The organism is Geothrix alkalitolerans, assembly GCF_022808885.1.
Taxonomy (GTDB): Bacteria; Acidobacteriota; Holophagae; order Holophagales; family Holophagaceae; genus Geothrix; species Geothrix alkalitolerans.
This window is the reverse complement of record NZ_JAKZLE010000006.1, coordinates 132,500-157,300: the sequence shown is the minus strand read 5'-3', so window position 1 is coordinate 157,300 and position 24,801 is coordinate 132,500. Positions and strand designations below refer to the sequence as shown.

Annotated in this window: 28 protein-coding genes; 14 read left to right on the top strand and 14 right to left on the bottom strand. The window is 68.6% G+C overall.

Annotated elements, in window-relative coordinates; translation table 11 throughout:
* The first annotated feature begins 107 nt into the window (after window positions 1–107).
* Window positions 108–428, top strand: coding sequence for a hypothetical protein (locus tag MLJ35_RS12655; protein ID WP_243384647.1), 321 nt, complete (start codon window positions 108–110; stop codon window positions 426–428).
* Here the strand turns inward: MLJ35_RS12655 and MLJ35_RS16025 are convergent.
* Both MLJ35_RS16025 and MLJ35_RS12640 read right to left on the bottom strand, forming a co-directional pair.
* Window positions 418–3,921 carry a serine/threonine-protein kinase gene (locus MLJ35_RS16025; RefSeq protein ID WP_275976535.1) on the bottom strand — a complete coding sequence of 1,168 codons (3,504 nt, stop codon included), beginning with the start codon at window positions 3,919–3,921 and terminating at the stop codon, window positions 418–420. The genes MLJ35_RS12655 and MLJ35_RS16025 overlap by 11 nt on opposite strands.
* Window positions 3,922–4,086: 165 nt before the next feature.
* Window positions 4,087–4,500: a response regulator gene (locus tag MLJ35_RS12640; protein WP_243384646.1), complete on the bottom strand. Its 414-nt coding sequence runs from the start codon at window positions 4,498–4,500 to the stop codon at window positions 4,087–4,089.
* Between the two features lie 130 nt (window positions 4,501–4,630).
* On the opposite strand from MLJ35_RS12640, the gene MLJ35_RS12635 reads away from it, so the two are divergent.
* The 5 genes from MLJ35_RS12635 to MLJ35_RS12615 all read left to right on the top strand — a co-directional run bounded on the left by MLJ35_RS12635 (window position 4,631) and on the right by MLJ35_RS12615 (window position 8,776).
* Complete coding sequence (locus MLJ35_RS12635) at window positions 4,631–5,458, top strand: TetR/AcrR family transcriptional regulator (RefSeq protein WP_243384645.1); 828 nt, start codon at window positions 4,631–4,633, stop codon at window positions 5,456–5,458.
* A 130-nt stretch (window positions 5,459–5,588) separates the two neighbouring features.
* Window positions 5,589–5,987 carry an ExbD/TolR family protein gene (locus tag MLJ35_RS12630; RefSeq protein WP_243384644.1) on the top strand — a complete coding sequence of 133 codons (399 nt, stop codon included), beginning with the start codon at window positions 5,589–5,591 and terminating at the stop codon, window positions 5,985–5,987.
* Window positions 5,984–6,799: an energy transducer TonB gene (locus MLJ35_RS12625; RefSeq protein WP_243384643.1), complete on the top strand. Its 816-nt coding sequence runs from the start codon at window positions 5,984–5,986 to the stop codon at window positions 6,797–6,799. Before MLJ35_RS12630 ends, MLJ35_RS12625 begins: the two co-directional genes overlap by 4 nt.
* Before the next feature lie 130 nt (window positions 6,800–6,929).
* Window positions 6,930–7,490, top strand: coding sequence for a hypothetical protein (locus tag MLJ35_RS12620; protein ID WP_243384642.1), 561 nt, complete (start codon window positions 6,930–6,932; stop codon window positions 7,488–7,490).
* Window positions 7,491–7,558: 68 nt separating this feature from the next.
* Window positions 7,559–8,776 (top strand): hypothetical protein, encoded by a 1,218-nt coding sequence (locus MLJ35_RS12615; RefSeq protein ID WP_243384641.1) that lies wholly within the window; start codon window positions 7,559–7,561, stop codon window positions 8,774–8,776.
* On the opposite strand, the gene MLJ35_RS12610 is transcribed toward MLJ35_RS12615, so the two are convergent.
* The gene (locus MLJ35_RS12610) at window positions 8,763–9,278 is read right to left on the bottom strand and encodes a hypothetical protein (RefSeq protein WP_243384640.1); all 516 of its coding nucleotides are present in this window, start codon (window positions 9,276–9,278) and stop codon (window positions 8,763–8,765) included. The genes MLJ35_RS12615 and MLJ35_RS12610 overlap by 14 nt on opposite strands.
* 216 nt (window positions 9,279–9,494) lie before the next feature.
* Here MLJ35_RS12610 and MLJ35_RS12605 point away from each other — a divergent pair, with 216 nt between their 5' ends.
* Entirely contained in the window at window positions 9,495–9,938 is a 444-nt protein-coding gene (locus MLJ35_RS12605; protein WP_243384639.1) for a cupin domain-containing protein, read from the top strand.
* Between the two features lie 24 nt (window positions 9,939–9,962).
* Here MLJ35_RS12605 and MLJ35_RS12600 read toward each other — a convergent pair whose 3' ends face one another.
* From MLJ35_RS12600 to MLJ35_RS12570, 7 genes are all read right to left on the bottom strand, one after another.
* On the bottom strand, window positions 9,963–10,487 hold the full coding sequence (locus tag MLJ35_RS12600) for a dihydrofolate reductase family protein (protein ID WP_243384638.1): 525 nt from the start codon (window positions 10,485–10,487) through the stop codon (window positions 9,963–9,965).
* A 91-nt stretch (window positions 10,488–10,578) separates the two neighbouring features.
* The gene (locus tag MLJ35_RS12595) at window positions 10,579–11,184 is read right to left on the bottom strand and encodes a TlpA family protein disulfide reductase (protein WP_243384637.1); all 606 of its coding nucleotides are present in this window, start codon (window positions 11,182–11,184) and stop codon (window positions 10,579–10,581) included.
* A 60-nt stretch (window positions 11,185–11,244) separates the two neighbouring features.
* Window positions 11,245–11,730: a hypothetical protein gene (locus MLJ35_RS12590; RefSeq protein WP_243384636.1), complete on the bottom strand. Its 486-nt coding sequence runs from the start codon at window positions 11,728–11,730 to the stop codon at window positions 11,245–11,247.
* Window positions 11,731–11,783: 53 nt separating this feature from the next.
* On the bottom strand, window positions 11,784–12,644 hold the full coding sequence (locus MLJ35_RS12585; RefSeq protein WP_243384635.1) for a hypothetical protein: 861 nt from the start codon (window positions 12,642–12,644) through the stop codon (window positions 11,784–11,786).
* Between the two features lie 140 nt (window positions 12,645–12,784).
* Window positions 12,785–13,996 (bottom strand): hypothetical protein, encoded by a 1,212-nt coding sequence (locus tag MLJ35_RS12580; RefSeq protein ID WP_243384634.1) that lies wholly within the window; start codon window positions 13,994–13,996, stop codon window positions 12,785–12,787.
* 132 nt (window positions 13,997–14,128) lie between these two features.
* A complete protein-coding gene (gene lpxB / locus MLJ35_RS12575; RefSeq protein ID WP_243384633.1) occupies window positions 14,129–15,286 on the bottom strand; it encodes a lipid-A-disaccharide synthase in 1,158 nt (385 codons plus the stop codon).
* Complete coding sequence (locus MLJ35_RS12570) at window positions 15,283–15,969, bottom strand: hypothetical protein (RefSeq protein WP_243384632.1); 687 nt, start codon at window positions 15,967–15,969, stop codon at window positions 15,283–15,285. The genes lpxB and MLJ35_RS12570 overlap by 4 nt, the downstream gene beginning before the upstream one ends.
* Before the next feature lie 28 nt (window positions 15,970–15,997).
* On the opposite strand from MLJ35_RS12570, the gene MLJ35_RS12565 reads away from it, so the two are divergent.
* The 5 genes from MLJ35_RS12565 to MLJ35_RS12545 all read left to right on the top strand — a co-directional run bounded on the left by MLJ35_RS12565 (window position 15,998) and on the right by MLJ35_RS12545 (window position 18,912).
* Window positions 15,998–16,360, top strand: coding sequence for a DUF2203 domain-containing protein (locus tag MLJ35_RS12565; protein WP_243324377.1), 363 nt, complete (start codon window positions 15,998–16,000; stop codon window positions 16,358–16,360).
* A 4-nt stretch (window positions 16,361–16,364) separates the two neighbouring features.
* Complete coding sequence (locus tag MLJ35_RS12560) at window positions 16,365–16,766, top strand: MGMT family protein (RefSeq protein ID WP_243384631.1); 402 nt, start codon at window positions 16,365–16,367, stop codon at window positions 16,764–16,766.
* A gap of 217 nt (window positions 16,767–16,983) precedes the next feature.
* Entirely contained in the window at window positions 16,984–17,220 is a 237-nt protein-coding gene (gene purS, locus MLJ35_RS12555) for a phosphoribosylformylglycinamidine synthase subunit PurS (RefSeq protein WP_243324373.1), read from the top strand.
* On the top strand, window positions 17,220–17,918 hold the full coding sequence (gene purQ, locus MLJ35_RS12550) for a phosphoribosylformylglycinamidine synthase subunit PurQ (RefSeq protein WP_243384630.1): 699 nt from the start codon (window positions 17,220–17,222) through the stop codon (window positions 17,916–17,918). The genes purS and purQ overlap by 1 nt, the downstream gene beginning before the upstream one ends.
* 136 nt (window positions 17,919–18,054) lie before the next feature.
* Window positions 18,055–18,912 (top strand): AraC family transcriptional regulator, encoded by an 858-nt coding sequence (locus MLJ35_RS12545; protein WP_243324370.1) that lies wholly within the window; start codon window positions 18,055–18,057, stop codon window positions 18,910–18,912.
* Between the two features lie 79 nt (window positions 18,913–18,991).
* Here the strand turns inward: MLJ35_RS12545 and MLJ35_RS12540 are convergent, their stop codons facing one another.
* Together MLJ35_RS12540 and MLJ35_RS12535 are read right to left on the bottom strand one after the other, a co-directional pair.
* The gene (locus tag MLJ35_RS12540; protein ID WP_243384629.1) at window positions 18,992–19,471 is read right to left on the bottom strand and encodes an Ada metal-binding domain-containing protein; all 480 of its coding nucleotides are present in this window, start codon (window positions 19,469–19,471) and stop codon (window positions 18,992–18,994) included.
* Window positions 19,472–19,568: 97 nt separating this feature from the next.
* Complete coding sequence (locus MLJ35_RS12535) at window positions 19,569–21,179, bottom strand: amidase (protein ID WP_243384628.1); 1,611 nt, start codon at window positions 21,177–21,179, stop codon at window positions 19,569–19,571.
* A 126-nt stretch (window positions 21,180–21,305) separates the two neighbouring features.
* Here MLJ35_RS12535 and MLJ35_RS12530 point away from each other — a divergent pair, with 126 nt between their 5' ends.
* Together MLJ35_RS12530 and MLJ35_RS12525 are read left to right on the top strand one after the other, a co-directional pair.
* Window positions 21,306–21,500, top strand: coding sequence for a hypothetical protein (locus MLJ35_RS12530; protein ID WP_243324360.1), 195 nt, complete (start codon window positions 21,306–21,308; stop codon window positions 21,498–21,500).
* Between the two features lie 88 nt (window positions 21,501–21,588).
* Window positions 21,589–21,777, top strand: a complete 189-nt coding sequence (locus MLJ35_RS12525; RefSeq protein WP_243295931.1) for a hypothetical protein — start codon at window positions 21,589–21,591, stop codon at window positions 21,775–21,777.
* Window positions 21,778–21,802: 25 nt separating this feature from the next.
* Here the strand turns inward: MLJ35_RS12525 and MLJ35_RS12520 are convergent, their stop codons facing one another.
* Window positions 21,803–22,315, bottom strand: coding sequence for a hypothetical protein (locus MLJ35_RS12520; RefSeq protein ID WP_243384627.1), 513 nt, complete (start codon window positions 22,313–22,315; stop codon window positions 21,803–21,805).
* A 47-nt stretch (window positions 22,316–22,362) separates the two neighbouring features.
* Window positions 22,363–24,675 carry a phosphoribosylformylglycinamidine synthase subunit PurL gene (gene purL / locus MLJ35_RS12515; RefSeq protein ID WP_243384626.1) on the bottom strand — a complete coding sequence of 771 codons (2,313 nt, stop codon included), beginning with the start codon at window positions 24,673–24,675 and terminating at the stop codon, window positions 22,363–22,365.
* Window positions 24,676–24,801 lie beyond the last annotated feature (126 nt).

Below are 24,801 nucleotides of genomic sequence, written 5' to 3'. Positions count from 1 at the left end.
TCGATTTATTCCAGGATGGGACTAGGCTGGATCGCCACACCCGATCAGCCAGGGTCCACCCTGGGCCCTTGGCATCCCTCCCACCCATTTTTCTCTTTGGAGGCGTCATGGCCACCAAGCAGATAAACATCAACGGCAACGGCGGCTGCAACCCCTCGCTCGTCTCGGGGCAGCGCGCCGTGGACAGCGTCCACTTCGTGCAGAGCGGACCGAACGCCCCCACCTCGGTGACCATCACGGCCGCGCCCGGCTCCACGGTGGACGCTTCGACCCTCTTCGGGACGACCACCTGCACGGTGGATGCGGACGCCAGCGGGCCCAACGCCTACGCCATCCAGGCCAACGCCAACCTGGGCAACTACTCGGTGGATACCCCCTCCGGCCTCAGGGCCGTCCCCAACGCCGGCACCATCACCGTCACCGGCTGAGGGCGGCCGAGGCTCCCGCCCGCCGGAGCCGGGCGACCCAGGGGGCGAGGGACGGCGCCAGATGCCGGTTCTCGCCCTCGGCGGCGGCCAGATCCTGCAGGACCGAGCGGGCTCCGCCGGCGGCCGGCGCCCCGCCTTCCAGCTCGAGCAGCCGCAGGGTGGCCCCGAGGGCCAGGGCCGAGGCCCAGCGGGGCCGGGCCCTGAGCAGAGTCTCGGCCTGCACCTTGCCCTCCGCCAGGAAGGCGGAGGGGTCCTCACCCCGTCCCCGCGCCCAGGCCGCCTGGTCCCGCAGGAGCGTCCCGAGGGCGAGCCGGGTTTCCTGGGACCTGGAATCAATGGCCAGGGCCCGGTCGAAGGCCTCCCGGGCCGCGGCGAAATCCGCCGCCGAGGCCACGGACCGGGCCACCCTCCACCGGGTCTGGGCCGCCCGGAGCTCGCCCAGGTACCGCCAGGAATTGGAAGCTTTCGGATCCATGGCCAGGGCCCGCGCCAGGGCGGTCTCCCCCGCCCGCACCTGGGCCGCGGGATCCTGCCCGGTGGACACCGCCTGCTCGATCCGGACCGCGGCGCAGCACCCCGCCTCGGTCAGGAGCTCCTGGTTGCCCGGTGCGACGTTCAGGCCCTTCCGCAGGGCGGCTTCGGCTTCGGTCAGGGGCCGGGGATCGAGAGACCAGCGGCCTTCGGTGATCAGCACATCGGCGAGGTTCTGGTAGCCGTACGACTGGCCTGGAGCCGCCTGGATGGCCCGCCGGTAGCAGGCCTTGGCCTCCCGGATCAGGGGAGCCGGGTCCTCGCCGCGGTCCCAGGCTTCCTGCGCCAGATAGGCCAGGGCCATCCCCTCGCTGTTGTGGAGGTTGGGGATGGCGGCATTGATGGCCAGTCCCTGGCGGGAGCGTTCCCGGGCGCGCAGGAGGATCGGGCGGGGATCCCCGCCTTCGGCCCGGCTGCGCAGGGCCTGGTCCAGGTGGACCTGGCCGAGCACGAAGTAGGGCACGAAGTGGTTGGGATTCAGGGTTCGGGCCCGCTCCAGCACCTCCTCCGCCTCCCTCAGGTCCGCCTCGGCCCGGGAGGCGCCGGGCCTGGTGGCCCGCTGCTCGAGGCACACCCCCAGGTTGATCCACGCCGGGAGGAGGTGGGGTTCCATCCGGGCCGCGGTGCGGAAGCCCTCGATGGCCGCGTCCAGGTGGACCGAGGCGTCCTGGCCGCGACCGTCCTCGTACTGGGCCAGCTTCTGGTTCAGCAGGCCCAGGTGGTTCCAGACCGTGTAGTCGCGCTTCTCGGTCGAGAGGGCCCCGAAGGCCGAGAGCCCCCGGGCAAGGGCCTCCGTGGGATCGAGGCCTCGCTGGAACCGGGCGTTGCCCAGCACGTAGCAGGTCTGGCCCAGGGCGATCCGCGCATCTGCCCGGGCGGGGCCGGTCGCCACGGCCTTCTCGGCGGCGGCCAGGGCCGAGCCGGCGAGGGCCTGGGCATCCTGGCCCTGGAGGACCTGCGTGTCCGCGAGGTTCCGTTCCAGCGCCGACATGAGGATCAGGGACGGCACATGGTCCGGCTGGAGGCGGAGGGCCGTGCCCAGGGCCGCCATGCCGCGGTCGAAGGGCCCTTGGACATCCCCCTGCCCGTACTTCTCCATGAAGAACGCATTGTTCTCCAGGTCCGCCTCCGCCGCGTACACCGCAGGCACGCTCCGCCCCGTGACGGTGGCGGCTCGCAGGGCCTGGCGGCCTTCCTCGAAGTCCCGGTGCGCGCCCTCGCGGTCGCCCCGGTTCCACGTCTGCCAAGCCCGGGCCTGCAGCAGGGAGCCGCGCAGCAGCGGGGCCTCGTAGAACCAGGGCAGCTCCGTCCCCAGGGCCGCGAGCCGCGCCAGGGCCTCGTCCAGCCGCCCCTCGTAGAAGGCCAGCAGCGCCTCCAGGTAGGCGGGGGAGGGCACGTCCGCGCCCTTGGCCTGGCGGAGGAAGGCGAGGGCGGGATCCCGGAAGGTCCGTTCCACCTCGCGGAGGCGAGCCTCCCGCTGATCTTTCGAGGCGATGCGCTCCGCCTCCAGCAATTGGTCCCGGTACTGCCGGCCGAGGACGAGGCTCAAGGCGTAGGCCGCGCGGGGCGCGCGGTAGCCCGCGTCCCAGGCCATCTGCAGGTGCTCCCGGGCCTTTTCCACGTCATCCAGCGTCCAGTGGCCCAGGCCCAGGGCGTAGTGGCCCGGCCCGTTGGCGATGGCGCCGGCCTGGGCCATGTCGGCCTGGAGCCGGGTCATCTGGTCCCGCACCGCCTGCAGGTCCGGTCGGATGTCGTGGGGCGGCGACAGCGCGGAGTAGCGGGCCGTGGCGTCGATGCGGGCGGTGGCCTCGGTGAACTGCTGGGCGAGACGCTCCCGGCGGCCGGCGTCGCGCCGCGTCTTCACCGCGACGCCCAGGGCCACCAGCACGGCCAGCGCGGCCACAGCGCCCACGGCCGCCAGCTGCCGGTGCTTGCGGAGCTTGCGCTGGACGCGATACCAGAGTCCCGTGGGGCGGGCCAGCACCGGGTCCCCGGCGAGGAAGCGGTCGAGGTCCTCAGCCAGGGCGCGGGCCGACTCGTAGCGATGGCCGCGCTCCTTCTCCAGGCACTTGAGGGTGATGGCCTCCAGGTCCCGCGGGATATCCAGGCCCGGCCCGCGCATGGACGGCACCTCATGGGCAGCGATGGCCCCCAGGATCTCCAGCGCGTTGGCCCCGGTGACCGGCGGCCGCCCCGTCACCGCCTGGTAGAGCGTGGCGCCCAGACTGTAGACATCCGTGCGCCGGTCCAGCCGCGAGACCTCCCCGCGGGCCTGCTCGGGGGACATGTAGGACGGCGTGCCCAGCACTGCGCCCGTCTCGGTGACGTTCTGGTCCCAGTCCCGGGCCAGCCCGAAGTCCATGACGAAGGTGCGCAGGGCGCCGTCCTCCGTGCGCTCCACCATGATGTTGGAGGGCTTGAGGTCCCGGTGGATGATCCCCACGCGGTGGGCCTCCTGAACGCCCAGGGCCGCGTCCCGCACCACCATGGCCCGCTGCTCCAGCGACAGCTCGGCGGCCGCCAGGTCGAAGGGCCGCCCGCCGATGCACTGCATGGCGATGAAGACCCGGCCCTCCACCTCGCCCACTTCGAAGACCTTGCACACGTGGTCGTGGTCCACCCGGGCCTGGGCGCGGGCCTCCAGCATGAAGCGCGCGAGGTGCCGGTCATCGTCCAGGCGCACGAACTTGATGGCCACCATGCGGCCCAGGCGCCTGTCGCGGCAGCGGAACACCTTGCCCATGCCGCCCTGCCCCAGGAAGCCCAGGCACTCGTAGCGGTCCCAGCCCGGCACCGGGAAGGGCGGCGGTCCGGATCCGGCCGCGGGAAGGGGCGCATCCAGGGTCAGGCCGCTCCCGGGTACGGGCCCGGGCCCGGGCCCGGATTCGGGCTCGCGGCTGTCCAGGGTCTCCGCCCGGGACCCCAGGGGATCCAGCTGGCGCGCCTTCGGGTCTTCATCCATCTGCACAGCTCCCAGGGCGTGAAGTTGGCGGCAGAGACCGATATTCAGAATCGAATCATGGCACGTTAGACCCACTCTAATTCAAGAGTCAATTTGTCAATTTAAGACCATGCGACAGACATCCGCACCTATGGATGCGACCGTCTCCTCCCACCCGCCCCGCCCTCAGGCGAGGTGGCCCTTGAGGTCGGCCAGGCTGAAGGGCTTCGGCATCAGGCTCACCCCGGGGTAGCGCCGCACCAGCTCCAGGACGGCGAGGTTGACGCGGCCGGTCGAGATCACCACCGGAAGGTCCGGACGGAGGGCGCGGAGGCGCGCCAGCGTGCCGGCGCCCCCCAGGCCGGGCATGTCCATGTCCAGGATCGTCACGGCGGGCTGGAGTCCTCCCTCCAGGAGGTCCAGCGCCGCTTCGCCCGTGGCGGCGATGATGGGCTCGAAGCCCAGGAAACCCAGGAGGGCGCCCACGGAATCCTGGATGGAGGCGTCGTCATCCACAAGGAGGACCACGGTGCGCGCGGCTACGCACGCGGCAGGCAAAGCCGTCTCCGGGTCAGGCTCGGGTTTCCCGACTGCAGGCATGGGGGTCTCATCGATCTGTTGTCCAGTCTATCGTTAGGGCCCGAATGCCTCGATTCCAGGGTCACCCTGGCCGTTAGTCTTGTGATTATCGGCATTTACGTTGACGACCCCAACAGCCGTTCTAGAAACCATGGGCCTCGCCAACCGTATGGTGGGGGCGCTGGAGAGGGGGGGTCTCGTCATGGACGAGCGGATGCGATTGTTGCGGGGCCTCGAACCCAAGCACGCGGGCCAGGCATCGTACGCGGCCATCCTCGAGGCGGCGGCGGGCCTGTTCCGCCAGTTCCCCGCCGACGCCATCACCCTGCGGGACATCCTCGCCCTGTCCGGTGTGGGCAACCAGACCCTGTACAACTACTTCCCCGCAGGGCGGGATGACGTGGCCATCGCCCTCTTCGACCGGCTCCGGCGCGCGGACGAGCGGGCGTTCCGCAGCCACGTCCAGACCGTGGCGTGGGAATCTCTGGCGGATGCCGAGGGCATCACCAGGGCGCTCAGCGCCGCCCTCGCACGGGCCACGGTGGGGAACCTGAAGGAGAACCTGCAGCTCCATGCGACGGTGAACGCCTACCTGAAAGCCCATCGCCTGGGTTCCCTGGCCACCCATGCGGAGGGCCTGGAGGAGGCCCTGCGGCAGGAGATTCTCCTGCGCTACGGAAGCCGCTTCTCCGGGCAGGCCCTGGGACCGGTCGTGCAGCTGAGCCTGCACGTGGTGCGTGGCGTCGCCGATGTGGCCCTGACCCACCCCGCGTGCCCCCTCGGGGATCTCGAATCCATGGCGCGGAAGCTCCTCCGGCCCATCCTCCAGTCCGGGCTGAGGCGCGAGACCCCGGTGAGCGGGGACCACCCGTTCGTCGCCGAGGCTCCCGCCCCCGTGGCCATCACCGGGGCCCCGGTCGGCCCCGCCAGGCGGGAGGCCATCCTGGCCCGGATCTTCAAGCGCCAGCGGTCCGGATAGGCCCCTGCCCGATCAGGCGCCAAGCGCCATGGGATCCAGCCGCGCCGACAGCAGACCTGGCAGGCGGTAGACTGGTACGCAGACGTGCGAGGTCCCCGTGTCATTCACCCCAGGCAGCAGGCGCGGCGCCATGGCCGACATCAACATGACCCCCCTGATCGACGTCATGCTGGTGCTGTTGATCATCTTCATGATCGCGGCCCCCATGATGATGACGGGCGTGGACGTGAAGCTGCCGGAGAGCCGCACGGGCCGGAACCTGGAGAGTGAGGCCCTGACGGTCTCCATCACCTTCGACGGCCGCCTCCAGTTCGACCAGGCCTTCATGGCCCTGCCCGTGCTGGCCAACCAGCTCAAGGCCAAGGCCCAGTCCGGCGGCAAGCGTCCCGTGCTGGTTCGGGCCGACCACAACGTGCCCTATGGCCGCGTCATCCAGGTGGTGGACGCCATCCGCGAGGCGGGCTTCACCCAGGTGGGCTTCGTCACCGCCGCCGCCCCCATCGCCGCGCCCGCCGCCGGAACGAAATGAGCCAGGACCTCCAGGCCTACCTCCGCAGCCGCGCCCACCTGGGCGAGCTCCGCTGGGGGCCTGGCCTGGCCCTGAGCCTGGCCCTGCACCTGACCATCGGCGTGGCCTTCTTCTGGCCCCGGGGCGGTGGCGGCGAGAAGGCCGAGGAGGTCAAGGTCACCTGGGTGAACCTGCCCGCGGCCATGGGCGGCCAGTCCGGCGGTTCCGACGCCATGGAGGTGGGCAAGACCGGCGAGCGCCTGCGGCGCGTGGAGCAGGTGGCCCCTGTGCGGGACACCACGCCCTCGGCCACGGCCCCGGATCCCTTCGCCACCAAGACCACCAAATCCGCCGCCAAGGGCGACAGCAAGGACACCGCCAGTACCGGCACGGGCACCACCGCCGCCAAGGGCAAGACCGCCTCGCCCAACCCCGTGGCGGGGGCCGTGGGCTCCGGCAACGGCGCGGCCTTCGGCGCCGGCTCCGGCATTCCGGGCCTGAACCCCACCTCCGGCGTCCAGGGCGGTGTGGGCCTGGTGGGCGGGGTGGACGGCAACTTCCCGTTCGTGTGGTACCTGCAGCAGGTCCAGGCGCGCATCACCTCGAACTGGAACCGCGTGTCCAGCACCCAGGGCCGCGTGCAGATCTACTTCCGCATCGCCCGGGACGGCAGCCTCGACCGCGTGCGCGTGGAGATCCCAAGCGGCAACGCCGCCATGGACGAAAGCGCCCGCATGGCCGTCCTCCGCGCCGCGCCCCTCCAGCGCCTGCCGGACGGCTACGACGGCTCGTATCTGGGCGTGCGGTTCTGGTTCACGTACCTGGGGAACTGAGCAGGAACCCCGACCAGCCACCGGGCCCGCCTGAAGCGGGTCGGTCGGACACCCCCTCTCCGCCCCTCCAGGGGGCCGTTCCGGGCCTACCTTTGGGGTGTGCGCATCAGCGCCCCAGAAAGGGGGATTTATGCCAGCGCTCATCAACCTCGCCTCCACCTCGCTTGCCTGGAAGAAGACCGGCGCCGCCGGCCCCACCTTCAGCCTGGAGACCAAGGAGGGGACCGCCGCCACCCTCGCCTTCCTTCCGGAGGATCTCACCCTGGCCAGGGTGGAAACCTCCGGCGGATCCTGGACCCTCAAGCACAGCCGCTTCCCGGCCAGTTCCGTCACCCTCCGCCAGGCGGGCTCCAAGACAGACCTGGCCATGTTCCATCCCCACCTGGTGGGAAACGGGAAGCTGGTCTTCCAGGGTGACGAAACCTTCGACTGGGTCCGCATCGAAGGCATCCACCCCGGCGCGGCCTTCCTGGACGCGGACGGCCTGCCGCTGGTCCAGCTCACCCTGAACCCGGACGGCACCAGCCGGTCGGCCCCTGAGGACACCCCCCTCGCCCTGGTGGACATCTCCCAGCCCCACCGGCGCCTGGCCGACCCCGCCCTGCTGTCCGCCATCGGGTGGTACCTGCTCCTGCTCGAGACCCTGCTGGAGGACCCGGGCGTGGCCGCGGAAACCAGCCTGCGGATGTAGGGACCCGAACCGGTGACGTCTGACAAAACGCCAGGGCACCAGGGGGACGGGTGCACTAAACTCCCCTGATGCGCTCAGCCCTCTGGATGACAGCGGCCCTCGGGTTTCTTCAGGCCCAGCCACCCTGCACCGTGACCGCCGAGCCGCGCGAAATCCGCCCGGGCGAATCCGTGCTGCTGACCTGGACCTGCCCCCAGTCGACCCAGGTGCGCCTGGAACCCGGCGGCATGATCCTGCCAGGGCGGTCCCAGGTGACGGTGCGGCCTTCCTATACGACGAGGTACAGCCTCTTCGAGGCCGGGCCCGGCGCCGGGTCTGGCAGCGCCGAGCTCGGCCACGCGGAAGTGCGCGTGACGCCCGGGATGCCCCTGGGCGAGGCCGCCCGCATCTGCGCCTTCGACGCCAGCACCAAGGCCGTGCTGCCCGGCGAGCCCGTGGTGCTGAAGTGGGAATGCGCGGGCAGCGCCAAGGTGCGCCTGGAGCCCGGCGGGCTCGAGCTGGACGGCAAGAGCGAGGTGACCGTCACGCCTCTGGAGAGCACCCGCTACACCATCACGGCCAACAACGCCGCCGGTGGCCAGAGCCGCACACTGGAGGTGGCGGTGCTGGGCCACCGGCCCACGGCGGCGGCCCAGACGCCCATCGCCAGCGTATGCAGCTTCGAGGCCAGCCGCACCGTGGTGAAGCCCGGCGAACAGGTGGACCTCAAGTGGATCTGCCAGGGCGACGCCAAGGTGCGCCTCGAGCCCGGGGGCCTCGAGCTGGACGGCCAGTCCAGCATCGCCGTGGTCCCCGATAAGACCACGGTCTACACCCTCAGCGTCAGCAACCTCATGGGCGGCTCCTCCCGCAGCCTCGAGGTGCAGGTCGAAGCCCCGCGCCGCGTGCTCACGGAGAAGGACCTGGCCGATCCGGAAGAGGCCGTGAAGCCGCTGGAGCACATGGACCTCCCGGAGGCCCTGCACCGGGGCGCCACCCAGCGGGCCGCCGCGCCGCCGGGCGCCTGGACCCTGCGCCTGGTGGTCTCCGGCCGCGCCGAGGGCCTGAAGGTGGTGGCCAGGGCCGCGGGCCCCAAGACCCCGGACGTGCTGGTGCTGCCCTACGTGCGGCCGGACGGTTTCCGCTGGTGGCAGGCCTGCTACGGCGCCTACCCCACCCGCGCCGCCGCCCTGAAGGCCTGGCGCAGCGCCCCCGAAAGCCTGCGGAAGGCCTTCCGTGACGCCCTCCCCCTCCGATTCCAGCACCTGCCCGGGGATCCGCCGAAGGCCGGCCCTAGTTCCGGGTGACCTCCAGCGTGTAGGGCTCGCCGACCATGTTGGCGTCGAGGGTGTCCACGATGAAGTAGATGGTGCGCGTCTCCTTGCTGGGGTTCTCGTACGTGGCCTGGGGCTCGCCGGTGGGGATCCGGTTCTGGAGCAGCCCCGGCTCGTCGCGCCCCCAGGCGTTCACGGCCAGCACCCGGAACCAGGCCTTCCGGCCCTCCACGACCTGGGCCTTCACCTTGCCGCCCGCGGGCACCTCGATGGCGAAGGCCCGCCGCCCGCTCATGTCGGGGACCTTGTCCATCACCCGGACGCTGCCCGCGGGCAGCTGGAGAGCCGGGATGGACGGCCCCTTCCGGGCCCCGTGCCGGGTCTCGCCCAGGATGCTGGCCTCGCCGCCGGGATCCGGGCGATGGGGAGTCATGGGGCCCCGGGGGGCCTTGGGAAGGTCCTTGGCCTCCACCACCGGCAGGGGCGCCGGGGCCTGGAGGACCGCCATGGGAAGCATCAACAGACTGGGAAGCATGGGCACCTCCGTGCGCATCCACCTTTAGGATGCTCCAAGTCCGGGATGGGTTTAGGCCCATCACAAGCGCCCAGAGCATCGCCTCTGGAAGGGTCTTTTTCATCCCCCCTCCCGGTGGGGAATCCGCCCCTGCCATCGGAAATTCGCCTGTTGCGACAACCAAGGCGGAGGATTATCGTCTGACAGCCCATGCGGGCTTTCTACCAGGAGGAAGCAATGAAGATCTCACCTTCCGGGCTGGTCGTGCTTTCCGCGGCCTTGGTTGCCGGCACCCTTTCCCTCGCCCGCGACGGCAAGAAGCGCAGCGGGGAGGTCACCCTGGCCGCCGACAAGCTCCCGTGGGAGGACCTGGCGGCCAAGGGCGTCGGCGTGATGGTGGCCGATGTGGAGGGCCTCCATGCCAAGGGGGCCTGGCATGGCTTCGTCAAGTTCCCCGTGGCCAGCAAGAGCCCCGTCCACGCTCATTCCAACGCCCTGAGGCTCGTGGTGGTGTCGGGCACCTTCCGCTACGGGAGCGACCCCGACCACGAGCAGCCCTACGGCCCGGGCTCCTACGTCTTCATCCCGGCGAACCTTCCCCACTCGAACAGCCAGCCCGACGGGGCCGTGGTCTACGTCGAGCAGCCCGGCAAGTACGACAACAAGCCGGCGGGCCACTAAGCCGAGCTGAGGCGCGCCACCCGGTCAGCGGAGCACCTGGTACTCGCTCTGGACCAGGCCGCTGGGGAAGGACCGGGTGGCGACGTGGCGCAGGTGGATGTCGTGCGGAAGGGTGCTGAAGAGCGGGATGCCCTCGCCGATCAGCACGGGAACCCGGGTGATGATGAGGCGGTCCACCAGCCCCGCCCGCAGGAACCGCTGGATGGTGATGCCGCCGTCCACGTAGAGGTTCGTGGCCCCGCTGGCCGCCAGCCGGGCCACGATCTCCGCCGGCGAGCCCGCCATCTGTTCGACCGCACTGCCGATGGCACTCGGCAGCCGGAGCGGCTGGCTGCTCAGCACCACCACCCGCTTGGAGCCATAGGGCCAGGGGTCGAAGGTCAGCACCTTCTTGAAGGTCTTGCGGCCGATGACCAGGGCATCGACCCCCGCGAGAAATTCCTCATAGCCGTGCGCCTCCCCGCCCCCCTCCGGCAGCCAGTCCAGGTCGTGGTTCAGGCGGGCGATGAACCCGTCCACGCTCGTCCCCACAAAGACGGATACCGTCATCAGGCCCTCCACCTCTTTGGGTGGCGCTGAGTGGGTAAAAGTGACCGGATTTGCCTGCGGCCAGGCGCCTCCCAGCGCCCGGATCGGGACCTCAGCGCCCGGTCGAGGGGCTTGCCGGCGCGCCAAGCACCTGGCCGAGGGAGTACGCCAGGTCCCGGCTGACCTGCTCGCTCCCGCCGGTGCTGGCCACGGCGAGGTTCCCCTGGCGGTCGAGGATCAGGTGCGTCGGGAACGCCACGCTGGAGCCCGACATGGCCAGCTGCTTGAGCGCCGCGAACGGGATGCAGGCCACGGGGAACTGGAAGGGCCGGGTTTTCAGGAACGCCCGAACCTTCGACTCGTCGTCGTAGGCCAGGGCCAGCATGACCAGGTCCGGATGGGATCCGAGCCGGGCGTGAAGGGCGTTGAGGTCGGGGATCTCCTTCACGCAGGGCGGGCACCCCGTGAACCAGACATTGAGGTAGACCACCTTCCCCCGCAGGGCCGCCAGGGACCACGCCTTCCCATCCAGGTCCGTGAACTGGACCTCACCCACCGGCTGGCCGATCCGGGCCTTGAACGCCTCGGCGGGGCGCAACCCCTGCGAAGCCTGGACGGTGGCGGCGGAGGTCCCGATGGGGCTGGAAGCGGCCGGAGTCTGGCCCAGGAGCGCCAACGTCGAAAGCCCCGCGGCCAGCAGAAGTCGTGTGGAAGCCATGGAGATGCCTTTCGGGATGGGTCGGGTGCCAGGGAGTGGCAGATGCGGCCAGGCGGCCGGTCAACCGGGCGGGAAGAGGCCCCAATGGTCGAGGAGGATGTACAGGGGGAAAACCACGAGACAGAAGGCGATGAGTGAGACGAGAACGACGCCGGTGACATTCCATCCGGAGCGGCGCTGGTACCGCTCCGAGGCCTCAATCTGCGCCTTGGAAAGCTGCTTGGCGCTGGCGATGCCGCCGGCCGCGATGGAATAGAGCAGCGGAATCAACTGCCGCGGGAAGCGCTCGGGCAGGAAGGGCAGCAAGGCCAGCAGCGCCACGTTGAAGGCGATCCCGAGCCACAGCGTCAGGCGCTGGCCCTGGGTGTCCTGCAACGCCTTGAAGTTCTGATGGAGGGTGAACACCGCCGCGAACGGGCCACCGACGAAGGAGGCCAGGCGCACCTGGAACGGGGTGTAGATCGGCCGTCGCTCGGAGGCGACCTCGGCGCCTGGCTCTGCGAGCAGGGCTTCCGGCGGGGCGTACGGATTGGACAGGTCATCCATGGAAGATCCTTTGCGGGCGCGGTGCAATTCGAGTGGATGGTCAGGCTTGGGTGCTACGACTTGAAGCTGACTTCATAGATTCGCCAACTACCTGCAAACAGAGCGAAGACGATCTCATTAAGAACAGCACTCTTCGGGAATTTGATGACATGGAAGACACCGCTCTCGGAGAGCCTGATCTGGGGGTCTTCCTGGGCGTCTTTTCTTGACAGTGCCTCATTGAGACCCAGCGGGCCGTAGATGGCCTCTTTGATCTTGGAATTGGAGCGAATTTCATGTTCGGAGGGACCATTATAAGAAATGATATTGTCGCCCCTATAAAATTCGAAATCTGGCGTAAGCATGGCTTCCAGAGCCGCCGGATCCTGCTTTGCCATGATCTTCTTCAAGCCTTCAGCGGTGGGTAGAGGCGGAACCTCTTTCGAGAAGCCATCGAATCCCAGAATCCTGATGCTGACCACCAAGCCATCATGATTGAGCTCTAAGCTGTAATTTCGATCGGCGTAGTCGAGGCGCGTATATTCGATGCCGTCATCCATGTACTTCGATTTCGATCTGGGTGGCCCGAGCGACTTGAACACCTCGCTTTCAGTCGAGCCGAGCGTGAGACCGGCGAGGCCTCCGTCCCCCGGCGTCGGCTTCCCGAAGATCTGGATCGCGGTGATGCGATCCTTCTTGGGCGCCGCGAACTCGAAAATCAGCAGGTGATCGTGTTTTTCGGAGGTCCAGAAGGCTTTGATCAGCCAGCCATCCGAGGTGGTCCGCTCCTCATAGGGTTTCCCCAAGGCAGTTTCGGTCACCCTGGCAACCTGGCCCAACTGGAACCCACCCAGCTTTAATTGACTCGGTAATCCCTGGCAAATACCAAACGTGGAGGCGCAGGCCAACAGGATTCGGAGGGGCTGTTTGAGCATGTCCTATCTCCAGATGGCCTGACGAATGAAGCGAGCCGGCCCCGTGAGCCGAGGCGAGGAGACGAGGGAGCGAGCAGTTGAGAGAGCGAGAGACAATTCAGGCGGGGTCCGAGTTGAGTGCAAGATTAGATTTCCGCGGATCACTCTTTGGTTGTCTTTCCCGTTTTCGCAGATAGCTTGAGTAAAGGTTCGCCCTCAAGCTTAAGAAATTGAAGCTGTTTGGATGCCGCGGCGATTTTGGAGTAACTCGCGGCCAACAACGCCTGTTCATCCTGATCATTACCAGTTGAATCCGGTTGTTTCTTAGGCTTTTCCATCCGAACCTCGACGTTAAACCCTCGATCAATGCGATCAGCCAGTTTGCTTAGTGCAAGTTTAAGCTCTATGGAAAGTTCATTCACTCTTCCCTGATCACCAGTCGGCATATATTCAGCAAGCAGTTCTTTTATAAGTGCTTCGATACCATTGGCCATCATCCCATTTGCATGCTTTTCTATACCTTTCAGATTTTCCTTTTCCAGGCCCTGCTTCGCTAGCTCACCTTGAAGTTTCCGTATTTCAAGCAGGGACTTGTAGAGGGCAATTATTCTTTCTATTGCAGTCGCGACGCAGGCCCCCACTAGAGCGGTAGCCTCGAGATATACAGTAAGATCCGTGGATGAAATTGTTTTAATTTCAAAGCCTGGTCGACTGCCAGTGGAAAGTTCAGAAAATACACCGAAGATCCTATTTAGCTCTTCCAATTCTTCTGCGAAGTGATCAAGACGATTATCAACAAATGAGCGTGGTATGAGCACCCCGAGTTCGCAATCTCCAGGCTCTAAGATTTCTGATCCAATTTTAAGTATCTTTACACCAGCAAGAAATTGATCAATGCCGCTTGACACTGACTGCAATCGATTGAATAGCTCTTGTAGTTCTTGTTGTGCCATAGAAGGTGTAATTTGATTGCGATTGAAAATGTTTGATATTTCTCGTGCTAGATTCAGTCCAACAACGTCCCAAGCGCTAATCTCCTGCAAGACTTGAATCCAGGTTGGGCTGAATTGATTTACTTTCGCACTCTTGAGCGCATTGGTGAGTTGCTCTAAATATTGGCTCGTCTGTTGTTGGAATTGCGGCTGGTTTGGCTGATTTATTTGGTTGGAAAGCGAAGAGATAAGTTGTTGAAGTAATGGAAGAGCAGATGTCGTCGAAAGGTCTGATTGGAGAGCCGCGGCAATGGCGTGGAGACGTTCAACATTCATGACAGGCCCTTTCACGAAATCTAACTTTTGAATTCGACGACCACACCCATCTCGAGCCCGTCGTTTGAATATGGATGAAGGAACGATACCGACATTGTAGATCACGGGGTCCTTTCCCCGCCGAACGGTGGCAAAACCAGGGGCGAACGGTAACGTCCCACCCGTCCCCTGACTGGTGTGGGAAATAGGGATCACCCAGCCGGTGATCCAGTTCTCAGGCAGTTCTGCCAGCGCCCTTCAGCCCTGGAGCTTCGCCAGCAGGTCCTCGGCCACGCGGCCGGCGGCGCCGGGCTGGCCCAGGTGGCCGCGCACCTCGCCCAGGTCGGCGCGCACGCGCCGAGCCACCTCGGGCTCCAGCAGCCGCGCCAGCTCCACGCCCAGGCGCTCGGGGTTCACCTCGGCCTGGAGCAGCTCGGGGGCCACTTCGCGGCGGGCCACGACGTTGGCGAGGCCGAAGTAGGGGACCTTCACGACGCGCTTGGCCATCTCGTAGGTGAGGGCGTTCAGCTTGTAGACGATGGCGAAGGGGGTGCCCAGCAGGGCCGTCTCCAGGGTGGCGGTGCCGGAGGCCACCAGGGCCGCGTCCGCGTGGGCGCGGGCGGCGTAGGGGCGGTCCTGCACCAGCGTCACGGGGGCCGGATCCTGCGTTGGGCCCAGGTGCGCGCGCACGAAGGCGGGGTCCAGCGTAGGGGCCACGGGCAGCACCCACTGGACCTCGGACTGAACCTCGGACTGGGCCGTGCGCCAGCGCCGGGCCAGCTCCGCCATGGGCGGCAGCAGGCGCTCGATCTCCCCCTTGCGGCTGCCGGGCAGCAGGGCCACCAGGGGCCGCGCGGGGTCGAGGCCGGTCTCGGCGAAGAAGGCGGCGCGGTCGCACTCGGGCTTCACCACCTCCACCAGGGGGTGGCCCACGAAGCGCGCGTCCACGGGGTAGCCGCGGAACAGCTCGGGCTCGAAGTCGAAGAGGCAGTAGAGCGTGTTCAGCACGGTGCCCAGCTCGGGGATGCGCCCCTTCTTCCAGGCCCACACCTGGGGGCACACGTACTGGTGCAGGGTCACCGCGGGCAGCTGCTTCCGCAGGGCCTTGGCCAGCCGCAGGTTGAAGCCCGGGTAGTCGATGAGCAGGGCGCCGGCCACCCGCTCCTCCGCCGCGGCCGCCAGGATGGCCTTGAACAGCCGGTTCAGGCGCGGCAGGTGCTTGATGACCTCCACGAAGCCCACCACGGCGAGATCCTTCACGTCCGCCAGCTTGCGGTCCAGGAAGGGGCTCATGCGCGGGCCGCCCACGCCCACGAGGCGCAGGTCGGGCCGGCGGGTCTTCAGCTCGCGCAGCAGCTCCGCGCCGTGGAGATCGCCGGAATCCTCGCCTGCGATGACCAGCAGGGTCTTCGTCATGAACGGTTCCCCGTGGGACCCCAGTGCCGACCGAAGGCGAAACCCTCCGGCGGCTCGGCCGCGCGGTCCAGGCCCGGAGGCAGGATCTCCTCGGGGAAGATCACCTCGGGGTGGGCGGCCGCCAGGGCGGCGGCCTGCGCCCGGAAGGAGGCGGGATCCTCAGTGGGCAGGGCCATGTCCCAGCGGTAGCCCAGCTTCTGGAGCGGGCGCAGGTCCGAGGTCGGCCCGCAGACGCCGCACCAGAGGCGGTCCGCCAGGCGCGCCGCGTCCACGGTACCCGGGTGCCAGCAGAAGCCCACGGCGTCGGCCTTGGCCTGGGCCAGCAGGTCCAGCACGGCGGCCTCGGCCCCGCCCTCGATGCTCAGGGCGATCTTCGCGCCGCGGCCGCTGGCGGCCTCCAGCAGGGTCTCCAGGTGGCCCAGCAGGCGGAAGCCCGCCTCGCGGGTCTGCGGGCGGACGGCGGGCACGATGAGGAAATCCGGGCCGAGCGAGGCGTGAAGCACCGCGAGCCCGTCTTCCACCGGCGACTCGCCGGACAGATGGACGGCGTGGATGGCCAGGCCCCGGCGCGCAAGGGTGGACCAGTCGGGATGCAGGCCGCCCTCCCACCGCAGGGTCAGGGGCGCCAGGGGGACCCAGGGACCGGGATCAACGTGGGAAGGGATCTGGGGCACGAACCGCATCGGCTTATCATGGAGCATCGGAGGTGCCATGGGCCGCATTTTCACCCTGGACGAAGCGCGGGCCCTGATGCCGCAAGTGAAGGCATTGACGGAACCTGTCTACACACTGGCCGCAAGCCTCGCCGAGGAGCTCACCCAGGCGGAAGAGGCCCGGGACGGGCGCCGGGTGGAGGAGCTGCGCGAGCGCCTGCAGGTGCTGGTCAAGTCCTGGCAGCAGAGCATGCAGGACCTGGAGGCCGACGTGAAGGGCCTGTGGCTGGTGGACTTCGACGCCGGCGACGGCTACTGGTGCTGGGCCTACCCCGAGGAGGGTCTCGACCACTGGCACAGCTACGAAGGTGGGTTCCGCTCCCGCGTCCCCGCGGACCAGCGGCCCGGCGTGCAGGCCTGAGCGCATGCCCCGACCCAGGCCCACGAAGCGCATCGAACCCGACGCGCCGCCCGGGGATTTTCGCGCGGCCGTCCTGGCGGTGGTGGCGCGCATCCCGAAGGGAAGCCTGGCCTCGTACGGCCAGGTGGCCCTGCTGGCGGGCTTCCCCCAGCGCCCCCGCCAGGTGGGCATGGTGCTCTCGGGCCTGCCGGAGGGCACGGACCTGCCCTGGCACCGCGTGGTGAACAGCCGGGGCTATGTGCCCAGCCGGGGCCGCTGGTGGGGCGCCATGGAGCAGATCGGCCGCCTGCGGGACGAGGGCATCGAGGTGGACGACCAGGGCAACCTGGACCTGGAGGTCCACCGGTGGGATGGGGTGGAGCGGAAGCAAACGCCTGCCACAAGAACGACAAAGGGCAAACGCTGATCTGGCCCCCGGCCTTCGCCCGACTACGCGCAAGGGATCTCCACGAAGGTCACGAAGGCGGAAACCAGAACACGAAGGCGACTCCAAGGCTTCGGCGCGGATCTTCCGGCTGCGTCGGACCCATTCGTGGACTTCCCGCGCCCGCAGGGCGTCTTCGTGCCATTCGTGGTGGGCCTTTCAGGCGGCCGGTCAGGTACACTGGAGGGCGGAGGGCTCCATGAAGGTGCGCGTATCGGTGCAGTTGAAGCCGGGGATCCTGGATCCCCAGGGCAAGGCGGTGGAGCAGGGGCTGCACGGCTTCGCCTTCGAGGTGGAGCATGTCCGCATCGGCCGGCTCATCGAAATGGACATCCCGGGCGCCGACCCCGCCGAGGTGAAGGCCAAGGCCCAGGCCATGTGCGACAAGCTGCTGGTCAATCCCGTGATGGAGAAGGCCTCCATCGAGGTGCTGTGATGCGCGTGGCCGTCCCGGTCTTCCCGGGCTCCAACTGCGACCACGACGCCCTCCATGCCTGCGGCACCGTGCTGGGCTGGGAGACGATCCCCGTCTGGCACCAGGATCCGCGGCTGCCCGAGAACACGGACCTGGTCTTCATCCCCGGCGGCTTCAGCTACGGCGACTACCTGCGCTGCGGCGCCATCGCGGCCCTGGCGCCCATCATGGCCGACGTGAAGCGCCACGCCAACAACGGCGGCCTGGTGCTGGGCGTGTGCAACGGCTTCCAGATCCTCTGCGAGGCCCAGCTGCTGCCCGGCGCCCTGCTGCGCAACGAGTCCCTGCGCTTCATCCACGCGGACGTCCACCTGAGGGTGGAGCGGGCCGACCTGCCCTTCACCCGGGCCATGAAGGCCGGCGAGGTCTTCCGGGTGCCCATCGCCCATGCCGAGGGCAACTTCACCCTGGATCCCGCGGAGCTGACGGACCTGGAGGCCCGGGGCGGCGTGGCCTTCCGCTACTGCTCGGCCCAGGGCGAGATCGGCGCGGACCACGTGCCCAACGGCGCCATGAACGGCATTGCCGGCATCGTGAACCTCAAAGGCAATGTGCTGGGCATGATGCCCCACCCCGAGCGGGCGGTGGACCCCAAGCTGGGCCCCACGGGCGGCATGGGGATGTTCAGGAGCCTGGAAGCGGCCTTCAGCAAGGTCTGAACCGGGTCGGGATGGGATCTTGCCCTCATCGTGGAAAAAAAACCGGATGGGCTTGTGAAATTTTCACGCTTGACGGGAAGTTTTCCTGTCATCCTTCCGAATGGCCCCGATGGGCACCTCTGTTTCTTCCTGAGCCATGAGCACACCTGAAGCCAAAAATCTCCAAACCTTCACCAGCGGTCCTCTCCGCCTGGCGGTCCTCAAGCGCGACCCCGTGCCCGCGAAGCTGCTGCCCGCGCGAGACGCGTGGACGCTGCTCCAGCCCACGCACGCGGTGCGCGTCTGCACCAGCGAGGACCGCGAGGAGGGCGTCATCCGCTCCGGCGACCTGGCCCTGCTGCTGCCCGGCTTCGGCCACACCCTGAAGCGCCACCACGCGAACGCGCCCTTCGGCTTCACGGCGCTGTTCATGGAGGGCCCCTTCCCTGAGCCGCTGCTGTCGTCGCTCCAGAACCCGCCACGCAAGTGGCAGGAATCCAGCTTCGCGGTGCTCCGCAGCCTCAGCCTCAAGCAGCTGTTCAGCATCTTCACCCAGGAGCTGTCCAACCCCGACGGCGTTCAGCTGATGACGCGCGAGCTCTTCCTCATCCTGCTGGGTGCGGAGCTGTCCCGCCTCACGGAGAAGGAGGACCGGGGCCGCTTCCCCTACCGCCTGAACCGCTCCACCCTGCAGCTGGTGCTGGACCACATGGAAGTCCACATCGGCTCCAAGAACAGCGTGCCCGAGCTGGCCACCATGGCCCGCTGCACGCCGGACCACTTCATCCGCCTCTTCCGCGAGGCCACCAGCACCACGCCCCACCAGTACCTCATCGAGCGCCGCCTCCAGCGGGCCGTGACCCTGCTGGCCAACGGCGAGCGCCCCAGCGACGTGGCGAAGATCCTGGGATTCTACGACGCCAGCGCCTTCACCCGCGCCTTCAAGCGCCGCTTCGGCGTCCCCCCCAGCGAGTACGCGCAGGAAGCCTACGAGCGGCAGTTCCCGAAGAAGTAGGGTGCAGCCCTGCTCATGAAAAGGGCGCCAACCGGCGCCCTTTTCATGAGAACTGAGGACTCAGGACTGAAGACTGCCCTTACGGCTTGCACACCTTGCAGGCCTTGTAGCCGGCCTTGTCGGCCTCGGCGGCGGAGGTGAAGGTGACCTTGTTCGCCTCCTTCATCTTCCCGGCCAGCTTGCAGTCGGCGCGGTGGTAGATCTTGGAATCCTTGTTGGCCACGATGGCCGTGGAGACCGCGGCGGCCTTGGGGGCGGTGGACTTGGCGGCGGCAGCGGCAGCAGCGGCAGGGGCCGGCTTGGGCGCGGGGGCAGCGGCGGGGGCCGGAGCTGGCGCAGGCTTCGCGGCAGGAGCAGGCGCGGGCTTCGCGGCGGCAGCCTTGGCTTCGGTTTCCTTCTTCTTCTCCTCAGCCTTCTTGGCCTTCTTCTCGGCCTTCTTGGCCTTCTTCTCGGCCTTCTTCTCGGCGGCGGTCTTGGGCTCGGCGGGCTTGGGCTGGGGAGCCTGGGCGGCGACCATCACGGAGGCAGCCAGCAGGAGGGCGAACAGGGCGCGGTTCATGGATGCTCCTTGAATGGGAGGACCAGCGTGGTCTTCCGAATCTCCGCTGTCAACGGGCAGGCCAACAGGACTGCCATCGGGACTGTCAGCGGGGCAGTCAGCGGGTCAGGCGGCAGGACGGTGCGAAGCGCGGCGGGTGGCGGGCCCTGGAGGCCTGCTCATAGGCGTAGGCCAGCTTCAGCAGGGTCCCCTCCTGCCAGGGCGCGCCCACGAAGGACAGGCCCAGGGGGAGGCCCGCCGCGAACCCGGCGGGCACGGTGATGTGCGGGCAGCCCGCCACCGCCGCGGGGCTGGAGAAGCTGAAGCCCGAGCTGTCGCCGTTGAGGTGGTCGATGAGCCAGGCGGGTCCGCCCGTGGGCGCCACCAGGGCCTGCGCCGCGTGCTTCTCCAGCAGGCCCAGGATGTCCTTCCGGGCCTGGGCGCAGGTCTCGAGGGCCTTCCGGTAGGCGGGATCCGTCAGCGGCCCCTTGGCCTGGGCCTGCAGGACGATCTCCTGGCCGAAGAAGGGCATCTCCCGCGCCTTCTCGCGCTCGTCGAAGGCCATGAGCCCCGCCAGGTCCCTCACGGCGCCGCCCCGGCCCGCCAGGTAGGCATTGAGGCCCGCCTTGAACTCGTACAGCAGCACCTCGTACTCGGCCTCATCGTAGGCGGCGGTCTTCAGCTCCACCTCCACGAGCACGGCCCCCTGGGCCTTCAGCAGCTCCAGGGCGGGCTGGATGACGGCATCCACGTGGGCATGCACGCCCAGGAAGTTCTTCGCCACCGCGAGCCGGGCCCCCTTGAGGCCCTCGGCGGCGAGGAACTGGGTGTAGTCCTTCTCCCGGCGGGCGGCGGAATCGCCGGTGGCGGCGTCCTTCGGATCGGCGCCCACCAGGGCATTCAGCAGGAGCGCCGCGTCCCGCACGGTCCGCGCCATGGGCCCCGCCGTGTCCTGGGTGCTGGAGATGGGGATGATGCCGCTGCGGCTCACCAGGCCGACCGTGGGCTTCACGCCCACCAGCCCATTGGCGTTGGAAGGGCTCACGATGGACCCGTCCGTCTCGGTGCCCACGGCCACGGCGCAGAGGCTCGCGGCGGCGGCGACCCCGGAGCCCGAGCTGGAGCCGCTGGGGCTCCGGTCCAGGGCGTAGGGATTCCGGGTCTGCCCGCCCCGGCCGCTCCAGCCGCTGCTGCTGCGGGTGGAGCGGAAGTTGGCCCACTCGCTGAGGTTGGTCTTGCCGAGGATCACCGCCCCCGCGTCCCGCAGGCGCTTCGCCACGAAGGCGTCCTCCTTCGGGGTTGGGGCGTCCGCCAGGGCCAGCGAGCCCGCCGTGGTCTTCATGCGGTCCGCGGTGTCGATGTTGTCCTTGATGAGCACGGGGATGCCGTGGAGGGGCCCGCGCAGGTTCCCCGCCTTCCGCTCGGCATCCAGCGCCTTCGCGATGGCGAGGGCGTCGGGGTTCAGCTCGATGACCGAATTCAGCCTCGGCCCCGCCTGGTCCAGGGCGCGGATGCGCGCCTGGTAGCGCCTCACCAGCTCCACCGAGGTCCAGCGTCCGTCCGCCATCCCCGCCTGGAGGGCATCCACCGTGGCCTCCTCCAGCACCAGGCCCTTGCGGGCCGGACCCGCCTTCAGGTCGCCGCCGACCAGGGCGGCCGCGCCCGTGGCCAGGCCGGCCCCGAGGAAGGCGCGGCGATCAAGGGACAGGGAATCATCTCGGCGGGGCATGGGCTTCCTCTGGGTGGGTGTCAGTGGATCATATCCTCCCGCGGCCGGCCGGTCCGCCACGAGCGTTGACCGGTCCCAGCCGTCATGACGGACCGGGTGGCCCCATGCTGGCCCCGGGAGGCTTCCATGGCCGCATTCCTGCTCTGGCTCATTCTGCTGGTGGTCTGCTGGCCGCTGGCGCTCCTGGCGCTGATCCTCTACCCGCTGGTCTGGCTGCTGCTCCTGCCCTTCCGGCTCCTGGGCTTCGCGGTGGAGGGGGTGTTCGGGCTCATCAAGGGCCTGTTCCTGCTCCCGGCCCGGATCCTGGGCGGCCGGCCCTAGGCCCGGGACTGGCATCAGAGCCGCCGGGACCTGATATTTGGCCGCGACCACGGCCCACCGGGACGCGGCCAAGCCGGCGGGAGGGACCATGGAACTCTACCTGGATGCCAAGGAAACCGAGCTCCTCATGCGGATGCTGGACCACAGCCTCGACGAGATCCGGCGGGAGATCCACCACACGGACCACGCCGCCTTCAAGGCCACCCTCAAGGCAGATCAGGAGCTGATGCAGAAGATCGCGGCCAAGCTCAAAGCTCCGGCCGCCATGGGGATCTGAGTCGGGCCAGGGTCCCCAGGGGACCCTACTTGGGTACCGTTTCCGGCTCGGGCTTGGGCGCGGGCTCTGACTTGGGAGTCGCCTTGGGCGCCACCTCAGCCTTGGTGGCCGGCGCCTCCTCGGGCTTGGCCACCGGCGCGGCAGGTTTGGCGGACTTGCCTGGCTTCGCCTTGGCCCCCTTGAGGCTGGCCACCCGCTGCTGGGCCTCCCGGGCCTTCACGCGCGCCGCGCTCGCCCGCTCTGAGGCAGCCTTGGCCTCGGCCTCCGCCGCCTTGGCCCGGGCCTCCGAGGCGCGGATCTGAAGGTCCGCTGCGCGGGTTTCTGCATCCTTGGCCTTGGCGGCGGCGGTCTTGGCCTGCGTTTCCGCCTTGGCCGCGCTGGCCTTCAGGCGCTCCGCTGAAGCTTTGGCCCGCTTGGCTTCCGCTTCCAGGCGGGTCGCTTCCACGCCGGCCGCGGAGGGCTTGGCCTTTGCGGCTTTCTGCGGGACGCCTGCCGCAAGGAGCGTGGAAGCCAAACAAAGCAGGATGGGCAGACGCATGGGGCCCCCGGGGAATGTCCCAGGGTTTCCGGGGCTGCGGCCCCCTGTCAACCCAGGGCGCGCTCCAGGGCCCCGGCATGGAGGTCCTTCAGCTCGGCAACATCCGCGTCCAGCACGGGCTGGCCATCCACGGCGAGGGTGATGCGGGCGCCGCCCGTGGCGCCGATCTTGGCGACGGGCACGCGGTGGGCGGCGCAGAGGGTGGCCAGGCTGGACTCGGCTTCCGGGCTCACGCTCACCACGATGCGGCCGGACGTTTCGCCGAAGAGCAGGCTGTCCAGGCGCAGGGCCCCCTTCGAGAGCATCAGCTGGCAGCCCATGCCTTCTCCATCATTCCCGCCGAAGGCGCTCTCCAGAACCGCTGTCAGCAGGCCGCCCTCGCTGGTGTCGTGGGCGCTGCGGATGAGCCCCAGGCGGATGCCCTCGCGCACGCAGGCCTGGAGCCGCAGCTCCTCGTCCAGGCGCAGCTCGGGGCAGGCGCCCTGCACCTTGCCGGTGCGCAGCTTCAGGTACTCGCTGCCGCCCAGGTCGTCGCGCGTCTCGCCCAGCAGGAAGATGCCGTCGTGGGCGGCGCGGAAGCCGGACCCGCAGAGGCGGTTGCCCACCTTGGAGAGGGCCGTGGCGTCGGCGGCGGCCACATCCACGGGACCGGCGCAGTCCTCGATGAGGCCCACCGCCGCGATCATGGGCGTGGGGGCGATGCTCTGGCCTTCGGTGTCGTTGTAGAGGCTCACGTTGCCGCTGACGATGGGCACATCCAGCGCCAGGCAGGCCTGGCGGATGCCCAGGCAGCCCTGCTCGAAGGTCCACATGTTCTCGGGCTTTTCGGGGTTGCCGTAGTTGAGGCAGTCCGTGAGGCCGATGGGCTCGGCGCCCACGCAAGCCAGGTTGCGGCAGGCCTCGGCCACCGCGTGGGCCGCGCCCCAGAAGGGATCCAGGTAGCAAAAGCGGCTGTTGCAGTCGCTGGACATGGCCACGGCCTTGCCCGTGTCCTTCCCCTGCTCGTCCTTCACCCGGATGAGGCCCGCATCGCCCCGGCCCATGCCGAGCAGCGTGTTGCTGCGCACGGTGCCGTCGTACTGCTCGAAGATCCAGCGCTTGCTGGCCACGGTGGGCGCCGCGAGGACCTGGCGCAGGGTGCGCTCCACCTCGGCGGGCTTGAGGTCCGATGGCAGGGGCGCGGCGTTCACGGCGTCCAGGTAGCCTGGGCGCTGGCGGGGCCGGTCGTACTTGGGCGCGGCGTCCACCAGGGGCTGGATGGGCAGGTTGATGACGGGCTCCCCGTGCCAGCTGCCGATGAAGCGGCCGCTGTCGGTCACCTCGCCCACCACGCAGGCGTCGAGGCCCCACTTGTGCAGCACTTGGATGATGTTCGGCTCGCAGCCGGGTCGGGCCACCAGCAGCATGCGCTCCTGGCTCTCGCTGAGCATGAGCTCGAAGGGCGTCATGCCCTCCTCGCGCTGGGGCACCTGGTCCAGGCGGATCTCCAGTCCTGTGCCGGCGCGGCTGGCCATCTCGAAGCTGCTGGAGGTGAGGCCCGCGGCGCCCATGTCCTGGATGCCGATGACCCAGTCGGTCTGGAAGACCTCCAGGCAGGCCTCGAGCAGCAGCTTTTCCGTGAAGGGGTCGCCCACCTGCACCGTGGGCCGCTTCTCCTCGCTGCCCTCGCCGAATTCGGCGGAAGCCATGCTTGCGCCGTGGATGCCGTCGCGGCCCGTCTTGGAGCCGATGTACATCACCTTGTTGCCCACGCCCGAGGCGAAGCCCTTGAAGATCTTGTCGCTGCGCAGCACGCCGAGGGTGAAGGCATTCACGAGGATGTTGCCGTTGTAGCTGCCGTCGAAGGCGCAGTCGCCGCCCAGCATGGGGATGCCCATGCAGTTGCCGTAGCCCGCGATGCCCGCGGCCACGCCCTTCACCAGACCCTTCATGCGGGGCGCGTCGAGCTCTCCGAAGCGCAGGCTGTTCAGGTTGGCCAGAGGCCGGGCGCCCATGGTGAAAACATCGCGCAGGATGCCGCCCACGCCGGTGGCGGCGCCCTGGTAGGGCTCGATGAAGCTCGGATGGTTGTGGCTCTCCATCTTGAAGGCCACGGCCCAGCCGTCGCCGATGTCCACCACGCCTGCGTTCTCGCCGGGACCCTGGATGACGCGGGGGCCCTCCGTGGGCAGGTTCTTCAGGTGGACGCGGCTGGATTTGTACGAGCAGTGCTCGCTCCACATGGCGCTGAACACGCCCAGCTCGGGGTAGGTGGGCATGCGGCCGTCGAGCAGGCGCAGGAGCACCTGCCACTCATCCTTCGACAGGCCCAGCTCCAGAGCCAGGGATTCGGTGACGGCCGGTTCGTGGGCAACGGACATGGAGGCTCCGGAAGCCTTGATTCTAGCGGTTCCGGGCTCTCCGGACGAGGCTTGACATCCGTCCGAGGCTCAGCCGAGGAATGTCCGCTTCCCTCGGGAATCCCTTTCCGTACACTGGAAAGTCGC